The organism is Aquibacillus rhizosphaerae (assembly GCF_030282825.1).
GTDB classification, from domain to species: Bacteria; Bacillota; Bacilli; order Bacillales; family Amphibacillaceae; genus Aquibacillus_C; species Aquibacillus_C rhizosphaerae.
The window spans coordinates 22,706-46,311 of record NZ_JASTZU010000038.1 but is presented as its reverse complement, the minus strand read 5'-3'; the positions used below and the strand labels follow the sequence as shown (position 1 = coordinate 46,311).

At 33.7% G+C, this 23,606-nt stretch carries 26 protein-coding genes and 1 pseudogene; 22 read left to right on the top strand and 5 right to left on the bottom strand.

Going from position 1 to position 23,606, the window contains the following annotated elements; all coding sequences use genetic code 11:
* Positions 1-547: 547 nt before the first annotated feature.
* The 9 genes from cyoE to QQS35_RS12655 all read left to right on the top strand — a co-directional run bounded on the left by cyoE (position 548) and on the right by QQS35_RS12655 (position 9,046).
* Positions 548-1,480, top strand: a complete 933-nt coding sequence (gene cyoE, locus QQS35_RS12695; protein WP_285932526.1) for a heme o synthase — start codon at positions 548-550, stop codon at positions 1,478-1,480.
* Positions 1,481-1,553: 73 nt separating this feature from the next.
* On the top strand, positions 1,554-2,609 hold the full coding sequence (gene coxB / locus QQS35_RS12690) for a cytochrome c oxidase subunit II (RefSeq protein WP_285932525.1): 1,056 nt from the start codon (positions 1,554-1,556) through the stop codon (positions 2,607-2,609).
* Positions 2,610-2,647: 38 nt separating this feature from the next.
* Complete coding sequence (gene ctaD / locus QQS35_RS12685; protein ID WP_285932524.1) at positions 2,648-4,504, top strand: cytochrome c oxidase subunit I; 1,857 nt, start codon at positions 2,648-2,650, stop codon at positions 4,502-4,504.
* Positions 4,504-5,124, top strand: a complete 621-nt coding sequence (locus QQS35_RS12680) for a cytochrome (ubi)quinol oxidase subunit III (RefSeq protein ID WP_285932523.1) — start codon at positions 4,504-4,506, stop codon at positions 5,122-5,124. Before ctaD ends, QQS35_RS12680 begins: the two co-directional genes overlap by 1 nt.
* Positions 5,125-5,127: 3 nt before the next feature.
* On the top strand, positions 5,128-5,451 hold the full coding sequence (gene ctaF, locus QQS35_RS12675; protein ID WP_285932522.1) for a cytochrome c oxidase subunit IVB: 324 nt from the start codon (positions 5,128-5,130) through the stop codon (positions 5,449-5,451).
* 177 nt (positions 5,452-5,628) lie between these two features.
* A complete protein-coding gene (gene ctaG / locus QQS35_RS12670; protein WP_285932521.1) occupies positions 5,629-6,519 on the top strand; it encodes a cytochrome c oxidase assembly factor CtaG in 891 nt (296 codons plus the stop codon).
* Between the two features lie 39 nt (positions 6,520-6,558).
* Positions 6,559-7,020 (top strand): DUF420 domain-containing protein, encoded by a 462-nt coding sequence (locus QQS35_RS12665; protein WP_285932520.1) that lies wholly within the window; start codon positions 6,559-6,561, stop codon positions 7,018-7,020.
* Between the two features lie 119 nt (positions 7,021-7,139).
* Positions 7,140-7,655 (top strand): GNAT family N-acetyltransferase, encoded by a 516-nt coding sequence (locus tag QQS35_RS12660; protein WP_285932519.1) that lies wholly within the window; start codon positions 7,140-7,142, stop codon positions 7,653-7,655.
* Between the two features lie 218 nt (positions 7,656-7,873).
* Complete coding sequence (locus QQS35_RS12655; RefSeq protein ID WP_285932518.1) at positions 7,874-9,046, top strand: GNAT family N-acetyltransferase; 1,173 nt, start codon at positions 7,874-7,876, stop codon at positions 9,044-9,046.
* A gap of 63 nt (positions 9,047-9,109) precedes the next feature.
* Here QQS35_RS12655 and ytvI read toward each other — a convergent pair whose 3' ends face one another.
* The gene (gene ytvI, locus QQS35_RS12650; protein ID WP_285932517.1) at positions 9,110-10,168 is read right to left on the bottom strand and encodes a sporulation integral membrane protein YtvI; all 1,059 of its coding nucleotides are present in this window, start codon (positions 10,166-10,168) and stop codon (positions 9,110-9,112) included.
* Positions 10,169-10,398: 230 nt separating this feature from the next.
* Complete coding sequence (locus QQS35_RS12645; protein ID WP_285932516.1) at positions 10,399-10,764, bottom strand: YugN family protein; 366 nt, start codon at positions 10,762-10,764, stop codon at positions 10,399-10,401.
* 216 nt (positions 10,765-10,980) lie between these two features.
* Here QQS35_RS12645 and QQS35_RS12640 point away from each other — a divergent pair, with 216 nt between their 5' ends.
* The 6 genes from QQS35_RS12640 (at position 10,981) to QQS35_RS12615 (ending at position 14,806) form a co-directional block, all read left to right on the top strand.
* Positions 10,981-11,409: a CBS domain-containing protein gene (locus QQS35_RS12640; RefSeq protein WP_285932515.1), complete on the top strand. Its 429-nt coding sequence runs from the start codon at positions 10,981-10,983 to the stop codon at positions 11,407-11,409.
* A gap of 428 nt (positions 11,410-11,837) precedes the next feature.
* A complete protein-coding gene (locus QQS35_RS12635; protein WP_285932514.1) occupies positions 11,838-12,896 on the top strand; it encodes a CAP domain-containing protein in 1,059 nt (352 codons plus the stop codon).
* Positions 12,897-13,050: 154 nt separating this feature from the next.
* Complete coding sequence (ylbD, locus tag QQS35_RS12630) at positions 13,051-13,494, top strand: YlbD family protein (protein WP_285932513.1); 444 nt, start codon at positions 13,051-13,053, stop codon at positions 13,492-13,494.
* Positions 13,495-13,505: 11 nt separating this feature from the next.
* Positions 13,506-13,739: a YlbE-like family protein gene (locus QQS35_RS12625; RefSeq protein ID WP_285932512.1), complete on the top strand. Its 234-nt coding sequence runs from the start codon at positions 13,506-13,508 to the stop codon at positions 13,737-13,739.
* Positions 13,740-13,798: 59 nt separating this feature from the next.
* Positions 13,799-14,242: a YlbF family regulator gene (locus QQS35_RS12620; RefSeq protein WP_285932511.1), complete on the top strand. Its 444-nt coding sequence runs from the start codon at positions 13,799-13,801 to the stop codon at positions 14,240-14,242.
* 288 nt (positions 14,243-14,530) lie between these two features.
* Positions 14,531-14,806, top strand: coding sequence for a YlbG family protein (locus tag QQS35_RS12615; RefSeq protein ID WP_285932510.1), 276 nt, complete (start codon positions 14,531-14,533; stop codon positions 14,804-14,806).
* Between the two features lie 69 nt (positions 14,807-14,875).
* On the opposite strand, the gene QQS35_RS12610 is transcribed toward QQS35_RS12615, so the two are convergent.
* On the bottom strand, positions 14,876-15,265 hold the full coding sequence (locus tag QQS35_RS12610; RefSeq protein WP_285932509.1) for a DUF7147 family protein: 390 nt from the start codon (positions 15,263-15,265) through the stop codon (positions 14,876-14,878).
* Between the two features lie 261 nt (positions 15,266-15,526).
* Between QQS35_RS12610 and sda the strand changes: the two genes are divergently transcribed.
* From sda to coaD, 3 genes and pseudogenes are all read left to right on the top strand, one after another.
* Positions 15,527-15,685: a sporulation histidine kinase inhibitor Sda gene (gene sda, locus QQS35_RS12605; RefSeq protein ID WP_285932508.1), complete on the top strand. Its 159-nt coding sequence runs from the start codon at positions 15,527-15,529 to the stop codon at positions 15,683-15,685.
* Positions 15,686-16,052: 367 nt separating this feature from the next.
* A pseudogene (gene rsmD, locus QQS35_RS12600) lies at positions 16,053-16,622 on the top strand (16S rRNA (guanine(966)-N(2))-methyltransferase RsmD); the annotation flags it as partial.
* Position 16,623: 1 nt separating this feature from the next.
* Positions 16,624-17,118, top strand: a complete 495-nt coding sequence (gene coaD / locus QQS35_RS12595) for a pantetheine-phosphate adenylyltransferase (protein ID WP_285932507.1) — start codon at positions 16,624-16,626, stop codon at positions 17,116-17,118.
* Positions 17,119-17,216: 98 nt separating this feature from the next.
* Here the strand turns inward: coaD and ylbJ are convergent, their stop codons facing one another.
* A complete protein-coding gene (ylbJ, locus tag QQS35_RS12590; RefSeq protein ID WP_285932506.1) occupies positions 17,217-18,434 on the bottom strand; it encodes a sporulation integral membrane protein YlbJ in 1,218 nt (405 codons plus the stop codon).
* A 411-nt stretch (positions 18,435-18,845) separates the two neighbouring features.
* On the opposite strand from ylbJ, the gene QQS35_RS12585 reads away from it, so the two are divergent.
* Positions 18,846-19,865: a SepM family pheromone-processing serine protease gene (locus tag QQS35_RS12585; RefSeq protein WP_285932505.1), complete on the top strand. Its 1,020-nt coding sequence runs from the start codon at positions 18,846-18,848 to the stop codon at positions 19,863-19,865.
* A gap of 123 nt (positions 19,866-19,988) precedes the next feature.
* On the opposite strand, the gene QQS35_RS12580 is transcribed toward QQS35_RS12585, so the two are convergent.
* Positions 19,989-21,203, bottom strand: a complete 1,215-nt coding sequence (locus QQS35_RS12580) for a nucleotidyltransferase (protein ID WP_285932504.1) — start codon at positions 21,201-21,203, stop codon at positions 19,989-19,991.
* A 311-nt stretch (positions 21,204-21,514) separates the two neighbouring features.
* Here QQS35_RS12580 and QQS35_RS12575 point away from each other — a divergent pair, with 311 nt between their 5' ends.
* The 3 genes from QQS35_RS12575 (at position 21,515) to QQS35_RS12565 (ending at position 23,411) form a co-directional block, all read left to right on the top strand.
* On the top strand, positions 21,515-22,045 hold the full coding sequence (locus QQS35_RS12575; RefSeq protein WP_285932503.1) for a YceD family protein: 531 nt from the start codon (positions 21,515-21,517) through the stop codon (positions 22,043-22,045).
* Positions 22,046-22,280: 235 nt separating this feature from the next.
* Positions 22,281-22,454, top strand: a complete 174-nt coding sequence (gene rpmF / locus QQS35_RS12570) for a 50S ribosomal protein L32 (RefSeq protein ID WP_285932502.1) — start codon at positions 22,281-22,283, stop codon at positions 22,452-22,454.
* A gap of 462 nt (positions 22,455-22,916) precedes the next feature.
* The gene (locus tag QQS35_RS12565) at positions 22,917-23,411 is read left to right on the top strand and encodes an RsfA family transcriptional regulator (protein WP_285932501.1); all 495 of its coding nucleotides are present in this window, start codon (positions 22,917-22,919) and stop codon (positions 23,409-23,411) included.
* Positions 23,412-23,606 lie beyond the last annotated feature (195 nt).

Sequence of the window (23,606 nt, the reverse complement as noted above, 5' to 3'; positions counted from 1 at the left end):
AAATATTCATGCTGCTTGGAGTAATTTTTATTAATTAATTGTGTTTACTACAGTAATTATGTGCATGTGCATGGATGAAATGGTCGGCGGCATAGCAAAAATATACAGCGTAAACTATATTTACTAACGGCAAGTCGATTAAAAATAAATATACACCAAAAATTATACTACCACGTTTGTTAACTATTTTCACTAAAAAGTATAAAAAGGCTTGCAATGTATACCTTTGTTTGCTAGAAATAAATAAGGGGAATTTCTCTTTGGCTTTAAATATGCTATTAGTACAGTGTTTAACAGTATATAATGTGAATATGTATACCTATGATAAAGGCTAACTGGCCTTTTATTTTACTTTAGGAACCGATTTCACAAAATTGTCACATTTATTATACTTGGAGTTGTTAAATAGATTGAATTTGTAATCCATGATACAATATTGCTGATAAGTTGATAGATTTTAATTATATTGGTTAGTTAAAGCATTAAATGGAAACCATTATTAGAAATGAAAGATTGTCTGGCTGACTTTGAAAGGGGGGAAAATGAGATGAATAAGGTGGAAGCTACTCCAACTAAGATTATCAACAATACTGATAGTAAAGATCGTGCTACCTTATGGTCTGACCTCAAAGCGCTAATGAAAGTAGGAATTATAAATTCTAACGTTATGACCGCATTTGCTGGCTTTTGGTTAGCTCTTTATTTTACCGGTGCTTCATTTACTGATCATTGGCATACTTTTTTTATAACAATGATAGGTACAGCACTAGTAATTGCAGGTGCTTGTGTACTTAATAACTACTACGATCGGGATATTGACCCTTTGATGAATAGAACAAAATCACGTGCAACTGTCACTGGAACTATTCCACTATTTTATATTTTTTTACTAGGTGTAACATTATCTGTACTTGGGGTTATCCTATTAATGTTAACAACAATACAAGCTGCTTTTTTTGGAGCTTTAGGATGGTTTTCATATTTTGTATTATATACAGTATGGTCAAAAAGAAGGTACACGATAAACACAGCGATTGGCAGTTTATCAGGAGCAGTTCCACCTCTAATTGGTTGGGCAGCAGTTGATCCTAACCTTCACATGGTTGCATTTATAATGTTCTTAACTATATTTATTTGGCAGACACCGCATTTTCTAGCTTTGGCTATGAAAAAGTGTGAAGAGTATAAAGCAGCTGGAATTCCGATGCTTCCAGTAGTACATGGATTTGCGATTACTAAAAGACAAATGGTTATTTACATTACTTGTTTGTTACCATTACCATTTTATCTATACTCACTAGGCACAATTTTTATGGTTATAGCAACTGTCCTAAATGTAGGTTGGCTTTTACTTGGTGTCAGAGGTTTTTTTGTGAAAGAAGATATTAAATGGGCAAATGCTATGTTTATTTATTCGTTATTTTATTTAACATTGTTTTTCTTAGCGATGATTATCGTTACGATTCCGTCTATTGTTTAATTAAAATTAGAATATAAATGTATTCTAATTGTTAATATAATTAAAGATTCACTTTAGAAAGAGAGGTATTTTCATGAAAGGTTGGATGGGAAAAGTCCGTGCTTTGTTTTGGTTAAGCATACTTTCTATAGTTCTTTCAGGTTGTGGTAAAGAAAATTTGTCCGCATTTTTACCTAAAGGCTATGGAGCACAGGTATCATTAGACATTATCTTTATTTCATTGGCTGTTATGGTTTTTGTATTTATAGTCGTAATGATTATCTATACGTTCGTACTAGTCAAATTCCGTCAGAAAAAGGGGCAAGAAGATTTTGTACCAAAACAAACAGAGGGTAATAAAGCACTAGAGGTTGTTTGGACTGTTATACCGATTTTACTGCTAATTATTATTGCTGTGCCTACAATTGCAGCAACATATGACTTAGCGGATGAGTCTGATAAGGCTGACTCATTAAATATTAGTGTGACAGGTAATCAATATTGGTGGCATTTTAATTATGGTGAAGAAGAGATTCAAACGAGTCAAGATATGTACATCCCTGTTGGTGAAAAAGTTTACTTGAATATGATGTCGAGTGATGTACTTCATTCATTTTGGGTTCCTTCTATTTCTGGTAAGATGGATACAAATCCTGAAAATGAAAACACCATGTACATTGAAGCTCTAGAAGAAGGGGTTTACTGGGGTAAATGTGCTGAATTATGTGGTCCTTCACACTCTTTGATGGATTTTAAGATTGTTGCGGTTAGTCCTGAAGAGTACCAACAATGGGTAGAGGATATGCAGAACGTTGATTTAGAAGCTACACCTGAAACAGCAAGTGCACAAGAAGGTCAAGCAATTTTTGAAAATAGTTGCTTAGGCTGTCATGCGATTGGGTCATCACCAACTGCTGTAGGTCCTAACTTAACAAATTTTGGTGATCGAACTAAACTTGCAGGGGTAGAAGATTTAACACATGAGAATGTTGTCAATTGGATTCTAAATCCTGAAAAAATGAAGCCAGGTAATAAAATGACTGGTAACTACACTGTTCCTTCAGAGGAAGAAGCAGAAAAAATTGCGGATTACTTATTACAATTAAAACCATCAGATGTTACGCCAGAAACTGCTAGCAGTAACAACTAATTAAACGGGATGGAAGAGGTTAAGGGAGGTTTATAAGCGTGAGTACTACAATTGCGCAAAACAAAGGCTTTGGCGCTACGTTGTGGGATTATTTAACGACTGTCGACCATAAAAAAATTGCGATTTTATACTTAATTGGCGGTGGTTTTTTCTTTCTACTTGGTGGCCTTGAAGCAATGGCTATTCGTATACAATTAATTAAGCCAGAAAATGATTTTGTAAGTGCTGGTTTTTATAATGAACTATTAACGATGCATGGTACAACCATGATTTTCTTAGCAGCAATGCCACTTATATTTGCACTATTAAATGCTGTAGTTCCATTGCAAATTGGGGCACGAGATGTGGCATTTCCATTTTTGAATTCTTTAGGATTTTGGTTATTTTTATTCGGAGGAATCTTATTGAATTGTAGTTGGTTTTTAGGTGGTGCGCCAGATGCTGGTTGGACAGCTTATGCACCATTATCTACTACACAACCAGGGCATGGTGTTGATTTTTATGTGCTCGGTTTACAGATTTCTGGGGCAGGTACCTTGATGGGTGGTATTAACTTTCTAGTTACAATTGTTAATATGAGAGCACCTGGTATGACTTATATGCGTATGCCTCTATTTACATGGACAGCATTTGTTACGAGTGCACTTATTTTATTTGCATTTCCTGCATTAACAGTAGGTTTGTTCCTAATGATGTTTGACAGACTTTTTGGTTCAGGGTTTTTTGATGCAAACATGGGTGGTAACTCTGTGATTTGGGAACATCTATTTTGGATTTTTGGACATCCAGAGGTTTACATACTAATTCTACCAGCATTCGGTGTTTTCAGTGATGTATTTTCGACTTTCTCCAAAAAGCGTTTATTTGGATATACAGCAATGGTATTTGCAACGGTATTAATTGGTTTTCTAGGATTTATGGTTTGGGCTCACCACATGTTTACTGTTGGTTTAGGTCCTGCAGCCAATTCAATTTTTGCTGTTGCAACCATGGCCATCGCTGTACCTACTGGGATAAAGATATTTAACTGGTTATTCACCCTGTGGGGCGGTAATATTAAGATTAATTCTGCTATGCTATGGTCATTAGCGTTTATTCCATCATTTACAATTGGTGGTATGACTGGTGTAATGCTAGCTGCCGCTGCAGCTGACTATCAGTTTCATGATACCTATTTCGTTGTAGCACACTTTCATTATGTAATTGTTGGTGGAGTTGTATTTGGTATCTTTGCGGGTTTACATTATTGGTGGCCCAAAATGTTTGGAAAAATATTAGATGAAACTTTAGGGAAGATTACATTCTGGACATTCTTTATTGGTTTCCATTTAACATTCTTTATTCAACATTTTCTTGGTTTAATGGGGATGCCTCGTAGATACTGGGTGTACTTGACTGATCAAGGTTTAAATACTGGAAACTTAATCAGTACCATAGGTGCGTTTTTTATGGCAATTGGTGCCATTGTATTTCTATACAATGTTATTATCACGTCCATTAAAGGTGAAAAGGTTGGGGGAGACCCTTGGGATGGCCGTACGTTAGAATGGTCTATACCTTCACCACCTCCGCACTATAATTTTAAGCAGTTACCACTTGTACGCGGTCTTGATCCATTATGGATTGAAAAAACGGAAGGTAGAAAAGGAATGACACCGGCAGAACCAGTAGGTGACATTCATATGCCGAACCCTACCATTTTACCGTTTGTCATGTCATTTGGACTGTTTATAGCAGGTTTCGGTTTTATTTACCAAGTCGATGATGCAAGCTGGTTAAGTGCAGTATTTATTGGAATGGGCATCTGTTTAGGTGCGATGTTTGTACGTTCTGTGAAGGATGATCATGGTCATCATATCCACAAAGAAGATTTAGATAAGGGGGATGGGTTATAATGAGTCACGAAGATATATTAAATCCGAAGGTTATGCCAGAGGAGCCCGAAAAAGCAACCCTTGAAGGTAAAAACAAATTTCTTGGTTTCTGGTTCTTTCTAGGAGGAGAAACCGTTCTATTTGCAAGTTTATTTGGTACGTATCTCGCTTTAAAAAACTCGAATAATGGAGGACCTACGTCAGAAGAGCTATTCGGACTTGAACTGGTTTTCATTATGACCATGTTATTATTGACGAGTTCCTTAACAAGTGTATATGCGATGTACCATATGAAAAATAATGAGTTCAAAAAGATGCAAATTTGGTTAGGAATTACTGTTTTATTAGGTTTAACCTTTTTAGGTTTAGAGATTTATGAGTTTTATGAATATATTGTTCATGACGGTTTCACATTCCGTTCATCTGCTTTTGGATCTGCATTCTACACATTAGTTGGATTTCATGGTGGTCACGTTCTATTTGGTCTACTATGGATTATTACTTTGATGGCTAGAAATGCAAAACGCGGCTTAAACCTATATAATGCACCGAAGTTCTATATAGCAAGTCTATATTGGCACTTTATAGATGTTGTTTGGGTATTCATCTTTACAGTTGTATATCTAATGGGGGTGATTTAAGCAATGGCTGAAAACACCAATTCAATAAATACAGAGTTGGATTATCATAAAAAGAAGAAAAAAGAAGAAATGAAGCAGCAGGTAATTACTTTTGCTTTAATGATTGCTTTCACAATTATTGCTTTTACCATGGTTGTATCTGGATTGGATAAACTATTTATTATCCCAATACTACTCGTATTGGCAATTGTTCAAGTGATTTTTCAACTTTATTATTTTATGCATATGAGTCACAAAGGACATGAATTACCTGCAGTTATGATGTATGGTGGTTTTGCAGTTGCATTTTTAACTGTATTAACGCTGTTAGTACTTGTTTGGTGGTAATATTTAGAGAGGTCAGGGATGTTCCCCGGCCTCTTTTCTTTAATGCGACTATGAACTATTATGATTTGTAGTTTCTATCTTCTTCAAAAAAACAAAATAATTTTTCAACAAAATACGCCTTTTTGATAAAAATACGTTATAATATAGGTTGAAAGAAAGTTGATGGAGTGAATAAATATGTGGCTTGATTTGCAAATTTTTGGATTTAGAGGATTGTGGAGTCCTTATTATATGATATTTATTGTTGGATTAGGTATTGCTTATTATTTAATAACGGTTACTTTTCGGGATAAGTTTACTAACGAAGATACTCCTCCGAGTAATGCTCAATACGTATATTTTTATGTGGGGCTACTATTGCTTTATATTGTAAAAGGATCACCGGTTGATTTAGTATCTCACATCATGTTTACATCTCATATGGTTCAAATGGCTTTATACTATTTGGTTTTTCCTATTTTGATGATAAAAGGTATACCTGCATGGATATGGAGAAAGGTATTCTCTCTACCAGTTTTAAGAAACATGTTGTACGTTCTTACGAAACCCTTAATTGCTTTATTGTTATTTAATGGTTTATTTTCTATATACCATATTCCGAGTATTTTTGATTTTGCTAAAGCAAATGAATTAGCACATACAGTAATTACTACAGGTATTTTAATTACAGCATTTTTAATGTGGTGGCCGGTTTTTACACCTTTAAAAGAGATGGACAAGATGTCACCATTATTGAAAATAGGGTATATTTTTGCTAATGGGGTATTAATTACACCTGCTTGTGGGTTAATTATTTTCTCTACACACTCTCTATATACAACCTATAGTGATACAGGTGGTTGGATGCAAGCTTTGGCGTTATGTGTTCCAAGTAATGTTTTAAGTGGTTTATCATTAAGTGGTCCAGAAATGTTTTCACCAATACCAATTGTAGAAGATCAACAATTGGGAGGAATACTAATGAAAATCACTCAAGAAGTCGTTTATGGTATAGTTTTAGCACGTGTATTTTATGGTTGGTTTGGGAAAGAAAGCCATAAAGTTGATCCGATGCCTACAGAATCTTAAAAGGCAATTATTTTAGTTTAGAAAGGATACGTCCCCATCATGTCTTTACCGTTATTACCAACAATTAGTACCTTTTTTATTTTGTTAAGTGCCATACTAGTTGCTGTAGGTTGGTTCTTCGTTGTTAAGAAGAAGTATGCAGCTCATAAAAAAGCGATGATTAGTGGTGCTATTAGTGCGCTATTATTCTTTATCATTTACGTTTCACGTACTATTTTTGTAGGAAACACTAGTTTCGGTGGTCCAGAAGATTTGAAAATTTATTATACGTCTTTTTTAATTTTCCATATAATCCTTGCTACAACAGGTGCAGTTTTTGGTATTGTTACATTGACTCTTGCGTTTAAGCGTAATATTTCTAAACATAGAAAACTAGGGCCGACTACGAGTGTTATTTGGTTTTTCACTGCGATAACAGGAACGGCGGTTTATTTGCTTCTTTACGTCTTCTATGAAGGTGGAGAAACAACAAGTATGATTAAGGCAATTTTAGGATTTTAGACATAAGGGACTTTCTCAGTAGTAGAGAAAGTCCCTTTATGTTATGTTTTTGAAACAATATAATTACTATACTTGTAATATATCTCACGTATTATCATTTTATAAATAGGAGGTACGAAGTGGATGCGCTAAAAAGCTTACGGTTAATACTTGAGCCAATAGATCTTACAACGGCGAGTAATCTTCTAAATGAAACAGGGAAATATTCTAACCCTCTATACATACATAATGAAAACGAATTTCCGTCAAATGCTTTAAGAGCATTTCTTCCGATTTACATCGAACTATTAGAAAATGATATGACCATGTTAGGATATGGCCCATGGATATTAAGAAATAAAACAAATCGAATGATTATTGGAGAAATAGGGTTAAGAATGGAGAGTCAAGATACGATTGTATTGGATATAGGTTATCAAATTATTAGTGAATTTAGAAATCAAGGTTTTGCGACAGAAGCTGTTTCTGTTATTTGTGATTGGGCTTTTACAAAGGGTGTTCGTGAGCTTAATGCATATTGTGATTTGGAAAATAAAGCATCTCAAAAAGTATTAATCAAAAATAACTTTGTGATTGTTTCAGTTAAAACAGATTTAATATTTTTTAAGAAAACCTGTAGTAACCTTAATCCATGATTTATTTTTAAGTTGTTTGAAGTTTCGTTGATGTTTAAAATGGCTAGCTTTCTAAACACTATTGTTTTACAGCCGTCGAACTTTCTATAAAGCCTGCACTAACAGCTATGTTGATTTCCTGTATAGTTCGTATTAGTGATTCACCCACCACTTCCCGTGGGATCGCGAAGCAACTAAATTTTAAAAAAACAGCCTTAAGAAAAGAGAGGGAAATAATAATGAATAATTCAATTATACAACTAACGGATAAATACTATGAATCTGTGATGGACTTGGGAGAATATGCATTTAATTATAAGTTAACAGAGCAAGACCGAGAAGAGCGAAAAAAGGTCATGAAACAACAGCAAGTTTATGGATCATTTAAAGAAAAGCACCTAGCTGCTAAACTTCACTTATTACCAATGGAATTATACTTAGGTAATGATAAAATTGAATTTGGTGGTATTGCAGGTGTTGCGACATGGCCTGAGTACAGAAGACAGGGTCATGTAGATAAACTGCTTCGCCATAGTCTGACAGAAATGAAACAAAAATCGTTATCGTTATCTATGCTTCATCCATTCTCTATCGGATTTTATAGGAAATATGGATGGGAGTTAACTCAATATAAATATACTTATTCTTTTAGCCCGAGTGACTTACCTAAGCAAAATACACAAGGTTGTTGTGTCGATGTAAGTTTCCAAGACAGTAGGAATTTAATAAGGTCTTTATACGAGGAAATGGCAACTCGCTACAGTTTAATGATGAAGAGAGAGGATTGGTGGTGGAACAATCGGGTAATATCCACTGACCATCGGGTTATTCTATATATTAATCAGAATAAAGTACCAACAGGCTATTTAATTGCTAAGATGGATCAACAAGTATTAAAGGTTGATGAAATTGTTTATCGTGATGGTGATGCCTGTTTGGGCTTATTAGGGTGGGTAGGCAACCATGATTCCATGACTAATCAAGTAGAGATGATTGTGCAACCAAAAGATGAAATTGCATTTTATTTTAACAATCCTAAAGTAAAATTAAATAAATCGGCTTACTTCATGACTAGGATTGTTGATTTTGAATCGTTTATATGGAAATATCCTTTTTTTAGTACAGAAAAAATGAATATTACTATACAGCTTCATGATGAAATAGCAGAGTGGAATAACGGTGAATGGATGGTTGAAATTGAGGACAATCGTGTTAAACAAGTACTATTTAATTCTAACAAAAAAAGCGATGCTAAGATAAGTTTAGATATACAATCGTTAGCTGCTTTATTGTTTAATAGTGAAGATATACAACAATTGATTACATTTAATCGTATAAAGATAGAGGGGGATGTAGAAGGATTTAAAAGACTTTTACAACCGTTACAGCCTGCTCTGTTAGATTTTTTTTAAATGGAATGGTTCTAATTATAAGAATAAAGGAAGGGATGAACTTCATCCCTTCCTTTTACAAGATTAAATCTTAAAGTTCCATTTAATGATACCAGCTTCTTTAGCTGAATTAAAGGCTATAACAAGCAGTGGACCAAGAATAAACCCGAAAATACCAATTAACTGTAGTCCTATATACATGGCAATTAATGTTGCTAATGGTGATAGACCAATATGTCTACCCATTACTTTCGGCTCGACAATTCTTCTTATTGCTAAAAGTAAAATAGCTAATACAGCTAATTCTGACCCCATAACAGCATCCCCAGTTATATACATATACAACGACCATGGGCCAAGAATTACAATTGACCCTATAATCGGAATAAAGTCAATTAACCAAATGATAACAGCCATGATTATTGCATATTCGGGTGCAATATATAGTAGACCCAATAGACTAACGATGAAGATAACAATACTTACTAAAAATTGTGCTTTTAAAAATCCTAAAACAACATATGCTAAACGAGCATTCATGAAACGTACTTTTTCAGCAGTTTCATTTGTAAGATAGTTATATGATTTTGTTTTTAATCTTGGTAATTCAAGCATAAACAAAAATAGAGCGATTAAATAAACGAGTAAACTAACAATATATTGTGGAACAAGGCTAACTACACTTGCTATATTTTCCAATTTGAAAGTGTTTTTTAATGTATCACTTAAACCCTGTAAATTATCTTGAATACCATCTGTTACTTGGTTAACAAATTCTTCTGGAAGATCTTGAGTGAAATGGTCTATATCAGATTCCCATTCTAGTAGCTTCTCATTAATTTGATTAACATAAGATGGAGCTTTTTCAGCAAAATTAACAATGTGAGTTACTGCACTTGTAACAAAATATGTCCCAAGAATACCGATGAGGATTAAAAAAAACAGAAAAATAATCGTTACTGAAATTTTTCTATTCAGTTTAAACCGAAACTGTAGCCAATGAATTGCAGGGTTTAGAAATAAAGCTGTAAAAAATGCTAAGATTAATGGAACAGATACAGGAAGTATAAAATAACCTGCGATAATCAAAAATAATGTTAGAAAAATTAATATCCATTGTTTTTTAGAAATATAACGAAACAATTTAGTTATGTAACTCCCTTCTAAGGAAAAACTATAATCAAAATATAGCATGAAGTTTTATTTTTGAATAGCAAAACATTTATAATTTAACATAAATATTTATTAATAATTAAATACCATCATGTTATTAAGTAACATAAATGAAAGAGGAAATATCTTTCTCCTTTAGGAGTAGTTTACAAACTGCTAAATAAAAAGGACTGTTCATACTACAGTCCTTTTTAATAAAATTACTTTTTGTATTTATCTATCTCATTTTTTGCATTTGTTAAGAGTGTTGTTGCCCTGTCGATGATTGAATCTGGAAACTCCTCTTTTTCCCCGTACTCCACTCCATGTGGGTAATAATGTTTCCCAATGAGAGGCGTTAATAATTTAATAACCGCATCACCACGATCGACGTCGCCTTCTAAAGCATAACCTTGAACTCTTACATAATATGTAATGTTTTCTTCAGCAGAGCCAATTTTGTAGTCATATGTTACTCTTTCATAATCCCATTGACCCGCTCGGACAAAGTGAACCTTATCCATTAGATGATCTAATGGTTTTAAATCGACAATTTTACCTTCAATACCAGTGTTTTCTATTTTCATTACTTCCACCTCACAAAAATGTTTCTAACTAAACTTATCATAGTATTTATTATAACAAGTTGCAATTAATATAAAAAGGAAACCTTACTCACTTTTGAAAAACAATGGTTTTTTTGTTAATTACATAAAACATGCAAGTTATTTTATTTATAGGTAACAATAAAAAATGAATGGATAGTTCCATTATTTATATTACATTAAGGGAGGTAGCATTAAATGAAACGTATAAAAGATATTATGTCTACAAATCTTACTTTTTGTACCGCAGATGATACAATCAATGAAGCTGCGAATAAGATGAAGGACAAAAATGTCGGAACTATTCCAGTATGTGGTTCGAATCGAGAACTATTAGGAATGGTCACCGATCGCGATTTAGTCATAAGAGGTTATGCAAATCAAAAAGAAGGATCTAGTAAAATTCAAGAGGTAATGAGTGATAAACTAATCTCGGTTTCACCTGATGCAACTGTTCAAGAAGCTAGTGAACTTATGGCAGAACATCAAATCCGCAGACTACCAATTGTTGATAATGGAGAGTTAGTAGGAATTGTTGCACTAGGTGATTTAGCACTAGATGAAAAGTCAAATGAAGCGGCAGGTCATGCATTGGAAGAGATTTCTGAAAGACCAGAAGTTCATTAGTACAATTGTTAAAAGTGTTCCTTGATGTACAAGGGACACTTTTTTTAAAAAGGTAAGACTAACGCCTACCCCGTCTTAGGCCTTTTGTCAAACATCTTTGTGGAAAAAGAGCCCAACATAAACTTTCGTCATGATTTCCCTAGGCTAAGGATAGAGAGGAATGATACATAGAAAGACATCGCAGAACGAGGTTTTTACTTATCTCGAAGGCGCTCTGAGTTTTTCTTAGGTGAATTAGCATAACATAATTTCGCCTTCCAGTAATTAATGGGAAATTTACTCTTTTCTAATTTACTAAGATAAAATATAATGAAATAGATTTGACTTTGAACATATACAAGTAGTAAAACAATCATTAACAAATTATCATAATCCCTTTGTTTTATTACTATAATTAATATAGAAGAAAGCAAAGGAGCTAAATAGTTATGAAGGGAATTCAAGGGGTTTTTGTACTACTATTGTTAATAGCAGGAATCTTCTATGCAGTTGCAGGGGAAACTGGTTCAGAACAAGCAATATCTAATATTGAGAAATTACTAAAAACAAAAGAAGTAAGTATAGAAACAAAAATTTCACCAAAACAATTCGATTCTATTATTGAAGGTGAAATCTATAATTGGATTGGAAAAAATTCTAATAAACTAATAGAGATTTTAGGGGAACCTGTTAGAAAAGATATGAGTTCGTACGGGTATACATGGTGGGTCTATACGAATATGGAAGATGAGTATATTCAATTTGGAATAAGTAATGATAATCTAATTTCAACAGTGTTCGCTACAGGTAATAATCTGTCAACAGAACCTGTTCTCATTGGACAAACATATGAAGAAGTAGATAGACATTTTAAATTTAATAATGAAATATCTTTTTCTACTTATCGATTTGAATTAACTGAAGATGATGTGAAGTTAAGGCCTTTATCTCAAATAGACGATAATACATTTATTCAGTTTTATTTTGATTCATTTACAGACAAATTGTCTTCGATTCGCGTTTTATCGGGTGACGTTTTATTAGCTCAAAAGCCTTACGAAATATTTTATCGTGGTAAGCTACCCGAGACACCTATTTTATCAGAGGATGACTGGAAAGAAATTGAGAAAGGTATGGAACAACAAATCTTTGATATTACAAATGTTATTCGCTCAAGATTTGAAAAAGATTCGTTAGCATGGGATGATCCAGTTTCACAAGTTGCATTTGGACATAGTAAGGATATGGCTATAAATAATTACTTTTCCCATTATTCATTAGACGGCAAGGGCTTAAAAGAAAGATTAAATGATAGTGAAATTTTTTATCATTCTGCCGGTGAAAATATTGCAGCTCAATATACAGATGGACCAGCAGCTGTTGAAGGTTGGTTGAACAGTGAAGAACATAGAGATGCAATGTTAAAAGATGAATATACTCATTTAGGAGTAGGTGTTTATCAATATTATTATACGCAAAACTTTCTTCGAATATTAAGTGAGCAGTAAGGTATATATTTTATTGGATATAAGTCAATTCAGGCTGTATTAGGAAAATTAATTTTCCTAATACAGCCTTTCATATTATTAGCCAAGTCACAAAGCCCATATATAAATCATAAATTATACAAGAGAGAATTTAGTGAACTGAGGTGAATAATGTATGGCTAATAAAGATTTGCATCCTACGATAAAAGATTTTAAGCAGTTTGTGAAAAACCATCCTGGGCTTATTAAAGATGTAAGAAGTGGTAATAGTGACTGGCAAACTCACTATGAAAAGTGGATATTACTTGGTGAGGATGATTCTTCTTGGGAGAAATACCAAAGTGTAAGTACTTCTGCGAGTGAAAAATCGGAAGAAAATGATGAAAAAAAAGATAAAAAGAATAAAAAAACTAAAAAGGATAAACAAGAAATAATGAGCCAGTTAATGAAAATGGTTGAAAATGTAGACCTAAATAAAGTGGATGGTCACATGAATCAATTAAATGGGGCTATCACAAATATCCAGACTCTCATCGGACAATTCCAAGATGTAAAAAAACAATTTCCGTCAACTACTAAGAAGGGTGGTAAACCGCCATTTAATATAAATAGAGATTAGGAGGGAATCTTATGCAGCCAGATGTTTATCATAGTATAAAACATCGATCTGGTTTACTTCATTTTATTCGGTTGAATCCGCATTGGTATCGAAAGTTAACAAGAGATCCTCAAAGTCTTGCTGATTTAGAAAGGGAAGCAAAAGTTTTTTATGGAAAAACGATGCCACAACGGATTGAAAAGGTTTCTAGTCACATACAAATGGTATCGATGCTAATGCAAATGGCAGGTGCAATGAAAGATTAAGCTGCCCTCTTTTATTTGTATTGATTTATTGGTATGATAGACAAACGGAGGTGAGCAATTTGTTAGCTACTATTGAAATTGTTGATCTATTAGATAAATCTGAACAGATAGGTCAGATGATTCTTGAATCTGACGTTATGTTTGAATATCATATAGCAAAGAAAACGTTAGCTGATGACCAGGAGGCACAACAACTCATATCTGATTTCCGAAACATAAAAGACCAATATGATGAGGTCCAACGTTTTGGTAGATACCATCCTGATTATAATAAAATCATGAAGGATATTCGTTCTACAAAAAGGGAAATGGATATGAATGAGAAAGTAGCTTCTTTCAAAATTGCAGAAAGAAATCTTCAGGATTTGCTTGATGATGTTACTGAGTTATTCGCTCATAGTGTAAGTCATCAGGTTAAAGTTCCAAGAGATGGAGCTCTACTTAAAGAAGGCGGTTGTGGCTGTGGTTCTGGAAGTGGAGGCTGCGGTTGTCAAGCATCATAGAATTATACTAAGGAGCTGCATGCAAACTTGTAGCTCCTTTTTTTTATTGCTTGAAAAAAGTTCTAGATGTGGCTAACACAGATTAGTAAATCTAGCTTCAACTTATTTGAGGTCTTAAGACGAAAACTGATCCAGGTTCAAGGTAACATAAAGCATTTGTTTTAAAAGAAAAAATTGGTATTTATGTTATTTTGTGGCCTTAGTAAAGTTATTTATTGAAATTTGATTGATACAGTTAAAATATTCTGATAAAATGATGAAAAGTAACGAATTAGTGAGGAACTTATTATGCTAACTAAACGTCAAGGAATAATTGTCTGGTTTCAACACATGAAAAATATAAAGCAAATTAAAAGATACGGGCATTTAATTTATGTTTCTAAAGAATTGCGGTATGCTGTGCTTTATGTACATCAAGATGAGATAGAGGATAAACAAAATAAATTAAACAAACTGCCTTATGTGTCTAAAGTAGACTTATCCTACAAACCATTTATAAGAACAGATTATGAAAATTCTAAGGTGGATAAAGCAAAAGAGTATGATTATAAAATGGGTATATAGAAAAATCCTCTATCGATTTCCATATGGATAGAGGATTTTTTGTGCATTTATTTCTCACAAGCTTAGGTTCTAAAAATTAGATCTTATCAAGCGGTTCATTTGAAAGATACCTAGTAAATACTGGTAGTATAAAGTTTTTTCATGAAAAAAGCTTGATGGTTTTACCGTAATAGACTTTACTTCTTTGTTAAAGCTTAATGCAAGTTGTTCGAACAATTGATACCTTTTGCTTTGTTTACTATCTTCCAATGGAATGCCTTCAAGACATATATAGATTTGCTGGAAGTTACCTTCTTCTGTTGGTTTCATAACAAGAGCTAATGATGCAAGTGTTTCATCTCTTTTAGCCGTCTTTATTATTATAAAATTCTCCACTCTTTCCGGCATAGACTTTGCCAATTCTATTAATTCATATAAATCAGAATATCCTTCACCCAATTCAATAAACCGTTGAACCATAATAAATTACACCTCTCTCCTATCCAATGTACTAAAATTTAATATAAATAACTAGCAATACTATAATAATGAGTTCAAATGTCCTTAATTTTAGTTAATTCAAAAGATCTATTTTTTAAAAAATTAGTAGAAGGAATATTGTTTTATTTGTCGAATTTTATATTATCAACAACTTTAGGGTGTTAATTTTAGTTCTAATGACCCAAGTTGTTAATGAATCTACGAGTTAATGCAATTCTAATTAATATTAGGGGTGAGCACATGAGGTTTTCTGACCTATCAAACGACTTGCTAATAGAATCTTATAAAAAGGCGATTGATTTACAATTGGACCAATCCTTTATAAAGATCTTAGAAAAAGAAATAGAAATCCGAGATTTAGTGATTGAAAAAAAGTACAGAAGACAAATGATTTATTAATTTCAGGGGATTTTGTAACTATAGCTTACAAATAGATACTTGAATCAAATTTTTTTGCAAAATGATTAATTTAAAATTGTTATCTTTTTTAAAATGATAAAAAAAGCCTGCAGATTATATAATCTGCAGGCCCTTTTTGTCTTCTATTAGAAAACAAAAAGGCAAAGGGAGAGGAGAAACCGGAGGAAGAACTTATGGGGAAACGTAAGCCTTCTCCGTGTTCGTGAAGTAACTAATAGGATTGTTAGCTACTTCATAAACTATTATGGACGAATGGGATTAATTATATACATAGATTATTTTTTTGTTTCAATTTCCAGATTCAGAAAATTTATGGTAGGATTAATGTCGAACAAATGATAAGAGGTGTAGTTTTATGAGAGTGATTTCAGGTAAATTTAAAGGCCATCCGCTTAAACCTGTACCCAATCGATTAACAAGGCCAACTACTGATAAAGTAAAAGAAGCATTATTTCAGATGATAGGCCCATTTTTTGAGGGAGGGAACTGCTTTGATTTATTTGCAGGCAGTGGAGGTCTAGGCATTGAAGCACTAAGTAGAGGTATGGATAGGGCTATATTTGTAGATATACAGCCTAAGGCAATCCAAACAATTCATACTAATCTTAAGATATTGAAGTTAGAAGAACAGACTGAAGTTTTTCGAACAGATGCTTTTCGTTCGATAAAGGCGGCTGCCAAAAGAGAATTGACGTTTACAATCATTTTCCTGGATCCCCCTTATTTAAAAGTGTCGTATGAAGATTTAATAGAGGCGATTATTGCAAATAATTTATTACATAAAGATGGTGTTATTGTTTGTGAACATGATGCAAAGAAAGTATTACCTCCTTCTTTCAACAAACTAAAAAAAGTTCGCTCAGAAATTTATGGCAGTACAACAGCAATAACGCTATATGAAATGGAGGAAGACTAATATGACAAGGCTTGCAATTTGTCCAGGTAGTTTTGATCCAGTAACATTTGGTCATTTGGATATAATCCAACGAGGAGCTAAGGTGTTTGATGAAGTTATTGTTGCTGTTTTTAATAATCAATCGAAATCTCCGCTTTTTTCCGTGGAGGAAAGAGTGTCCATGCTGGAAGCGGTTACTAAACATTTAGGCAACGTAACTGTCGACGCTTGTAGTGGTTTGTTAGTAGATTATGCAAAGCAAAGAAATGCCCAAACTATATTAAGAGGGCTACGAGCAGTAAGTGATTTTGAATATGAAATGCAAATCACCTCCATGAATCGAAAATTAAATGAAGAGGTAGAGACATTTTTTATGATGACAAATAATCAATATTCATTTTTAAGCTCTAGTATGGTAAAAGAAGTTGCAAAGTATCAAGCAAATGTATCTGATCTAGTTCCATCTGTCGTGGAGCAGGCACTAAATAAAAAGTTCAGTAATAAAACAGCTGAATAATATTATATTCAGCTGTTCATTGTACTTTTTGATTTATGCAAGTCTTACTTTACCTTAAGCAAACTGATGAATCATGAATCGTGTTTGTTACATCATGTTCATAAGTAGTTTTTTTTATTTGTGATTCTAATCGTTAAAATGAATGCAGCTAATGCTAATGTGAATAACGTAATGACTGGACCAACTAGATGTAATCCTTGACTAATATTGGTCCAAAATCCGCTTTCCCCTCGTGAGAAAACAGGTGCATAGTTTAAATTAATTACTTGGTGATCGAGATATAAAGGCTTGAAGAAAATGATTGTCAATATACTTGCAAATATTCCATGTAATATTCTTGCGAAGAAGTAGGGAGCAAATCTAATATCTGTTTCTGCAATGATACTAGCAACTTGTGCTTGTACGGAAAAACCATTAAAAGCAAGGATAAAACTAATCACAACTGCTTGCGGTAACATGCTTGTAATCCCCGCTTGTGATATCAGGCTTGATCCTAGAGTTATTTCAAATAACCCAGAAAACATTGGAAGAGCTAGCTCAGTAGGAATACCTAGGAATTGGAGTCCTATTCCTAACACACTTGCAAAAATACTTGCAATACCAATTAAGTATATTAGTTTGGTGAACACGGAGAACATAATGATGAATCCGCCAATCATAAGTAAAGTTTGAACAGAGTTTATAACCGCATCCCCTAATATCTTTCCAAATGGACGTTTGTCTTTTAGTCGAGTTCTATGAAGTTCCTGTAATGCTTTGTAAAAAGACATTCTGCTACTTTTTCGTTCCGGCACTTCACGTACATTCATTCCGTAAAACCTCATACAGATTCCAACTAAAGCATTCCCAAGATAGTGACATACAGCAAGTAGAATACCTAACCTTTCATCGTGAAAAAACCCCACTGAAATAGCCCCTATGATAAATAGAGGGTTTGAAGCATTGGTAAAGGAAACAAGCCTCTCAGCCTCTATTTTTGTAAGTTGTTTTTCTTGTCTTAATCGAGTAGTTAATTTTGCTCCTGATGGATAACCACTAGCCATTCCCATCGCCCAAACAAATCCACCAACTCCTGGTACATTGAAAAGCGGTTTCATGATCGGTTCAAAAAGAACACCAATGAATCGAACGACTCCAAAACCTATAAGCAATTCAGCAGTTATAAAGAATGGGAGTAATGAAGGAAAAACCGTTCCCCACCACATATCTAATCCCCGTTCACTAGCTTTAAGCACTTCCCCTGGAAAATTTATAAGTGCAACAGCAATGAAAATCGCAATGCCTGCTAAACTGAGTGATTTAAACTTTGCTTTCAATTTTGCGAGCCTCCCTAGAACATAGAATAAAACATAAATCAGAGAGCAATTTGCTCGTACTGATGTTTCGTTGGTGTAATCGGTATGATATATCGTAAATAAATACGGATGGATGGTTACACCGTGATAACTGTTAAATTCTGTACTTATTATTTTGATAATAGTAGAATGTGGATAGTTGCGTTTTGTACAAGCGATCCTATATCAATATACGCTTATAGATGGTTTGTTTATGCCATAATATGATAAAAATAGGTTGCTTATATAAAAAAGGCAATCAGAGTATGATGAAACAGAAGTAGCATTGATTCTGTTTTAAGTTGATTTTCAAGTGTAAATAAATGTAGTTGTGTGGTAAATTGATGTAACTACAAAAGAATTTATAGCACCAAGAATGAAAGGAGAAAGTAAATGAGGTTTAATCGTCGCGGCTTTATTATTACTTTAATTATTATTGTATTAACTACATTTTTTGTAGGTTACCGGCTTCCTTATTATATATATAAACCGGGAGGGGCAGATGCACTTAACCCCGTTGTACAAGTAAACGGAGGGTTTGAAAGTGAAGGGGATATGCATCTAGTGACTGTTAGGGGTGGCCAGGCAACTCCATTTCAATATGTCTTAGCGTCGATTATGCCACATCAGGAAATTCTCCCATTGGATGAAGTTTTTCCAGAGGGTATTAGCCAGGACGAATATTTCCAAGCACAGTTACAAATGATGGAAAGCTCACAAGAGGCTTCTACAGTAGTAGCATATGAGAATGCTAACAAAGATATAGATATAGAGTATGAAGGAGTATATGTAGTTTCTGTAATAGAAAACATGCCTGCATATGGCATCCTTGAAACAGGAGACAAGATTCTATCCATAGATGATTTGCCTATCATTCAAACAGACGAACTTATCAACTATGTCTCTTCCAAACAACCAGGGACAACCATATCTGTTACAGTTGAGAGAGAAGAAGAAGAGTTAACAGAAGAAATTGCTTTAGAAGCATTTCCTGGAGATGAAAAAGTAGGTGTAGGAATTCAAATAGTTACAAATCGTAATGTAACTGTTGATCCAGAAGTTGAATTTGCGAGTGGGAATATCGGAGGGCCTAGTGCTGGGTTAATGTTTTCCTTAGAGATATATGATCAATTAACGGAAGAAGATATTACAAGAGGTTATCAAATAGCTGGTACTGGTGAATTGAACTATCAAGGTCAAGTTGGTAGGATAGGAGGAATAGATAAAAAAGTTATCGCTGCTGATAGTGAGGGCTGTGATATTTTCTTTGCCCCAAATGAAAATGGCGCAGAAAACTCGAATTATCAAGTAGCTAAAGATACAGCAGAAGAAATCGGTACAGATATGAAAATAGTACCTGTAAATACATTTAAAGATGCATTAACTTATCTACAAAATTTAGAACAAAGATAAAGAAAAAGAGAACTCATGAGTCCAGGTGAGTTCTCTTTTTAGTTGTTTGGTTAAAATACTATTGATGTAGATGAAAACTAGAAAAGGTCATTAGTCTTTGCTTCGGGAAATGTCCATGCTTAGTTAAAAATGGATGATTGGTGGTTCAAATTCTTGTTTTCTTAAACGTATTCTTTGTCCCGGTTCGAGTACACTATAGAAAGCATCTGTAGCCCGTTCATCGGCATCTAACATGGGGTGAAAGTTTTTCTTGAATCCTGTAATAATAGGGGTTTCTCTTTTACTTTTAATTTCTTTTAAGTATGCTTGACCTTGTTCTGACATTCCTAGCAACCTAATATATGGGAGGTGGGTGTTTTGGGAAAGATGTTTAATAGTTTCTTTAGTAGTGTTGGTTAAGATATGAACAAATACACGTTGTAATCTTGTCCATGTGTATCGTTTTGTTTTTAATTGTTCCATCCATGATACGAAACTAGTTACTTTTGAAGCGGTACGTTTTAAACGATTTTCTAGCCCTTCTTCGACTCCGTGAATGTTTCCTAGTTCTTTATCGGTCATTGTCAGTACCCGATATTGTAATATAGAAAAATATTGCTCCCAATGATGCCAGATACCAGTATGTTTATAATAATTTGTTAATTCTTTTTTTGTTGTTTCAGGCAATGTGGATTCAGCTAACTTACTTATTTGATCAGAAGCTAACAACTCTTTACGAATACTTGTTGCACTCGCAATAGGATGTGTAATGTCCTGTTGATGGAAACTATTTTTATGCCTTTTAATTGTTATTGGTTTAATGGATTGATTGGTGCTAAAAATGCTCTTAACATAACTAAATCCAAGTATATTATTTGGTTGAGATAAATCTACGTTTCCTGTCGTTAATCCAATTGAAGCATAAGCATATTTACTGGCTTCGGGAAAAGAAAGCCCGGTAGACAGGTTGTCTTTTAACACACGAGTATACTCTTCCTGATTATTTTGGTAAAGGTCGAAAGCTTCTATAAACGTATGAATTTCACCATGTTCGCTACCAAAACAAAGTGTTGAAGCATTCAGTGCACCTAGTGTCAGTACAGCTCCACGTGAAAATAAATCACTATTTTGAACAGCGTAAACAAAAGGCAATTCTACAACAAGATCGACTCCTTGCTCAATAGCAATCTTAGCTCTGCTAAATTTGTCAATGATAGCAGGTTCACCCCGTTGTAGGAAGTTGCCACTCATGACAGCAATCGTGCAATCTGCTGCGGTAATTTGTTTGGATTGTTCTAAATGATATTGATGTCCATTATGATATGGGTTATATTCAACGATTAATCCACAGGCTTTCATGGTTAACAACCCCTTATTAGTATTTTTGTTAGTTTAACACAGTTATCTTCATTAATTAAGCATATATACTATGACTTCAATAGTTATTGGATGTAGTAGTAAGTATGTAATTACCGAATTTTTCTAAAAAACAAGAGTGGTCTATCTTATGCAAGTATTATTGATTGAGTTAGCTATATATGTTAGGCTAAGATTCATATTGAATAAAATAAAATTTATTTTATATGGATAAATATCTGTCTGTAAAGAAAAAATATTGACAAATAGTTAAATTCCTTTTAAAATAACCTTTGTGCCTTGAGGTGGTAAAAATGAAATTTTCTGTACAAAAATTAATAATCGCTGGTTCAGAACCATTAGATTTTGAAGATTATGTTGACGTTTCTGAATTAGTAGATATGAATAATGACATTAGAAAAATTGACCCCGTTTTAGTGAAAGGCTCTGCAACAATGCAAGGTAATCAAATCACATTTAATTTCTCTATAGAAGGTACAATGATCTTGCCTTGCGCAAGAACACTTGTAGATGTGAATTACTCTTTTCATGTTGATGCAATGGAAATTTTCTCTACATCTTCCCACTACACGGAAGAAGATGAATCAGAAATTCATCCTGTAGATGGAGAAATGCTTGACTTAACTCCTTATATAAAGGAAAATGTTTTATTGGAAGTGCCTTTTAGAGTGTTTTCTGAGGATAAGGAAGTTCAAGAAAATGCATTAACAGAGGGAGAAGGCTGGGAATTAACTTCAGGTAATAATACAGATAACAAAATTGACCCACGCCTACAAAAATTGCAATCATTATTAGAAGATAACGATGAAGAAGAAAATCGTTAACGTTAAGTGGTAGAAGACACTGCACGGTTACCTTATTTTTAAAGATATTCGACTGAGAATGCCACGTCCTACTGGGTGTAAATTATATAACCCATTATTATTACTTTGCATCCTGAGATTACTTAGTGCAAAACTATAAAAGTTATTTTATAGATGGATTTTGGCAATGTCGAACTGATCTGCAGGATTAGGATAAGGAAAGATTTTCGGTTCATGTGTGAAGGAGGTGTAAGACATGGCAGTACCAAAAAGAAAAACTTCTAAAAAAGTAAAAAACCAACGTCGTACGCATAAAAAGTTACACGTGCCAGGTATGATTGAATGTTCAAATTGTGGTGAATATACAAAGCCACACCATGTTTGCAAATCTTGTGGACAATACGATGGTAAACAAGTGGTTGAACAATAAGTCTAAATAGACCTGTTGATAATTACAATGTATCATTCTAATTATTAGACAGACTCAATGACATATACGAATATCAAAAAGGTGACTGTTTACTCAGTCACCTTTTTGATATTCTAGGAAATTATATATTTGTTATCCTTTGGGTAAGTGAATATTATCTTGTGCTACGTTCAGCTCCAGTTCCTCCCCCACCTGAGGTCTTGAGACGTACATCTTTGTGGTAACCAGCCCCGGATAGATGTACTTAATTACCCTAGGGTGATTAAGAGTAATCTATATCCTATCAATGCTGTGGGGACATTGTTAATAGAAGTTAGTTCCATTCTATTTGATTCGAGCTATTACTGATGGGTAATAGTCATGCTAATAAGGAAAAATATTTGAAAATATAGAAAAGATTTATTCTATCACTCCTATCGTTTGCATACATTGATAGCAAACGATTTATAGAGGAGGGGTGTAATGAATAATACGAGACAAGATGCATGGGGGCAAGATGAAGACGTCTTGCTTGCTGAAACAGTATTACGATATATTCGAGAAGGAAAAACTCAACTAGAAGCATTTCGAGAGGTTGGAAAACGATTATCGAGAACACCTGCGGCTTGCGGATTTAGGTGGAATGCTTCCATTCGAAAGCAGTACCAAAAGGCCATTAACATGGCTAAGAAAGATAAAAAACAACAAGTGGATTCATCATTAAATCAATTCCTTGCAATAGATGATAAACATGAAGAGGGAGCGCTTGACGCTGCAATTTCTTTATTAGAACAAATGAAAGTTACTTACGCAAGTGAGCAAAAGGATAATTCTGATAATGAACAATTACTCATGTTAAAAGAAGAAATTAGTGAGTTAAAGAATCAAATTAAGCGATACGAGGATGCATGGCGAGAGATGGGGCAATTGTGGCGTTTGATGGAAAACGATGATAAGAATAAAACATTAATGGAATAATATGATAAGAGCAAGATAACCCTTGATGACTGCGTTGTAGAGTCGGCAAGGGTTGTTTTTTAGCTTTTAAAGATTTTATATGAGTATGCAGACAATCTTTAATATTTCTAATGTGATTGTGTAAAAATGATTCCTGGATATTAATAATATTAGTCCGATGTCTTGAAGGAGAATAATGGTAGTAGATAGGAAGTA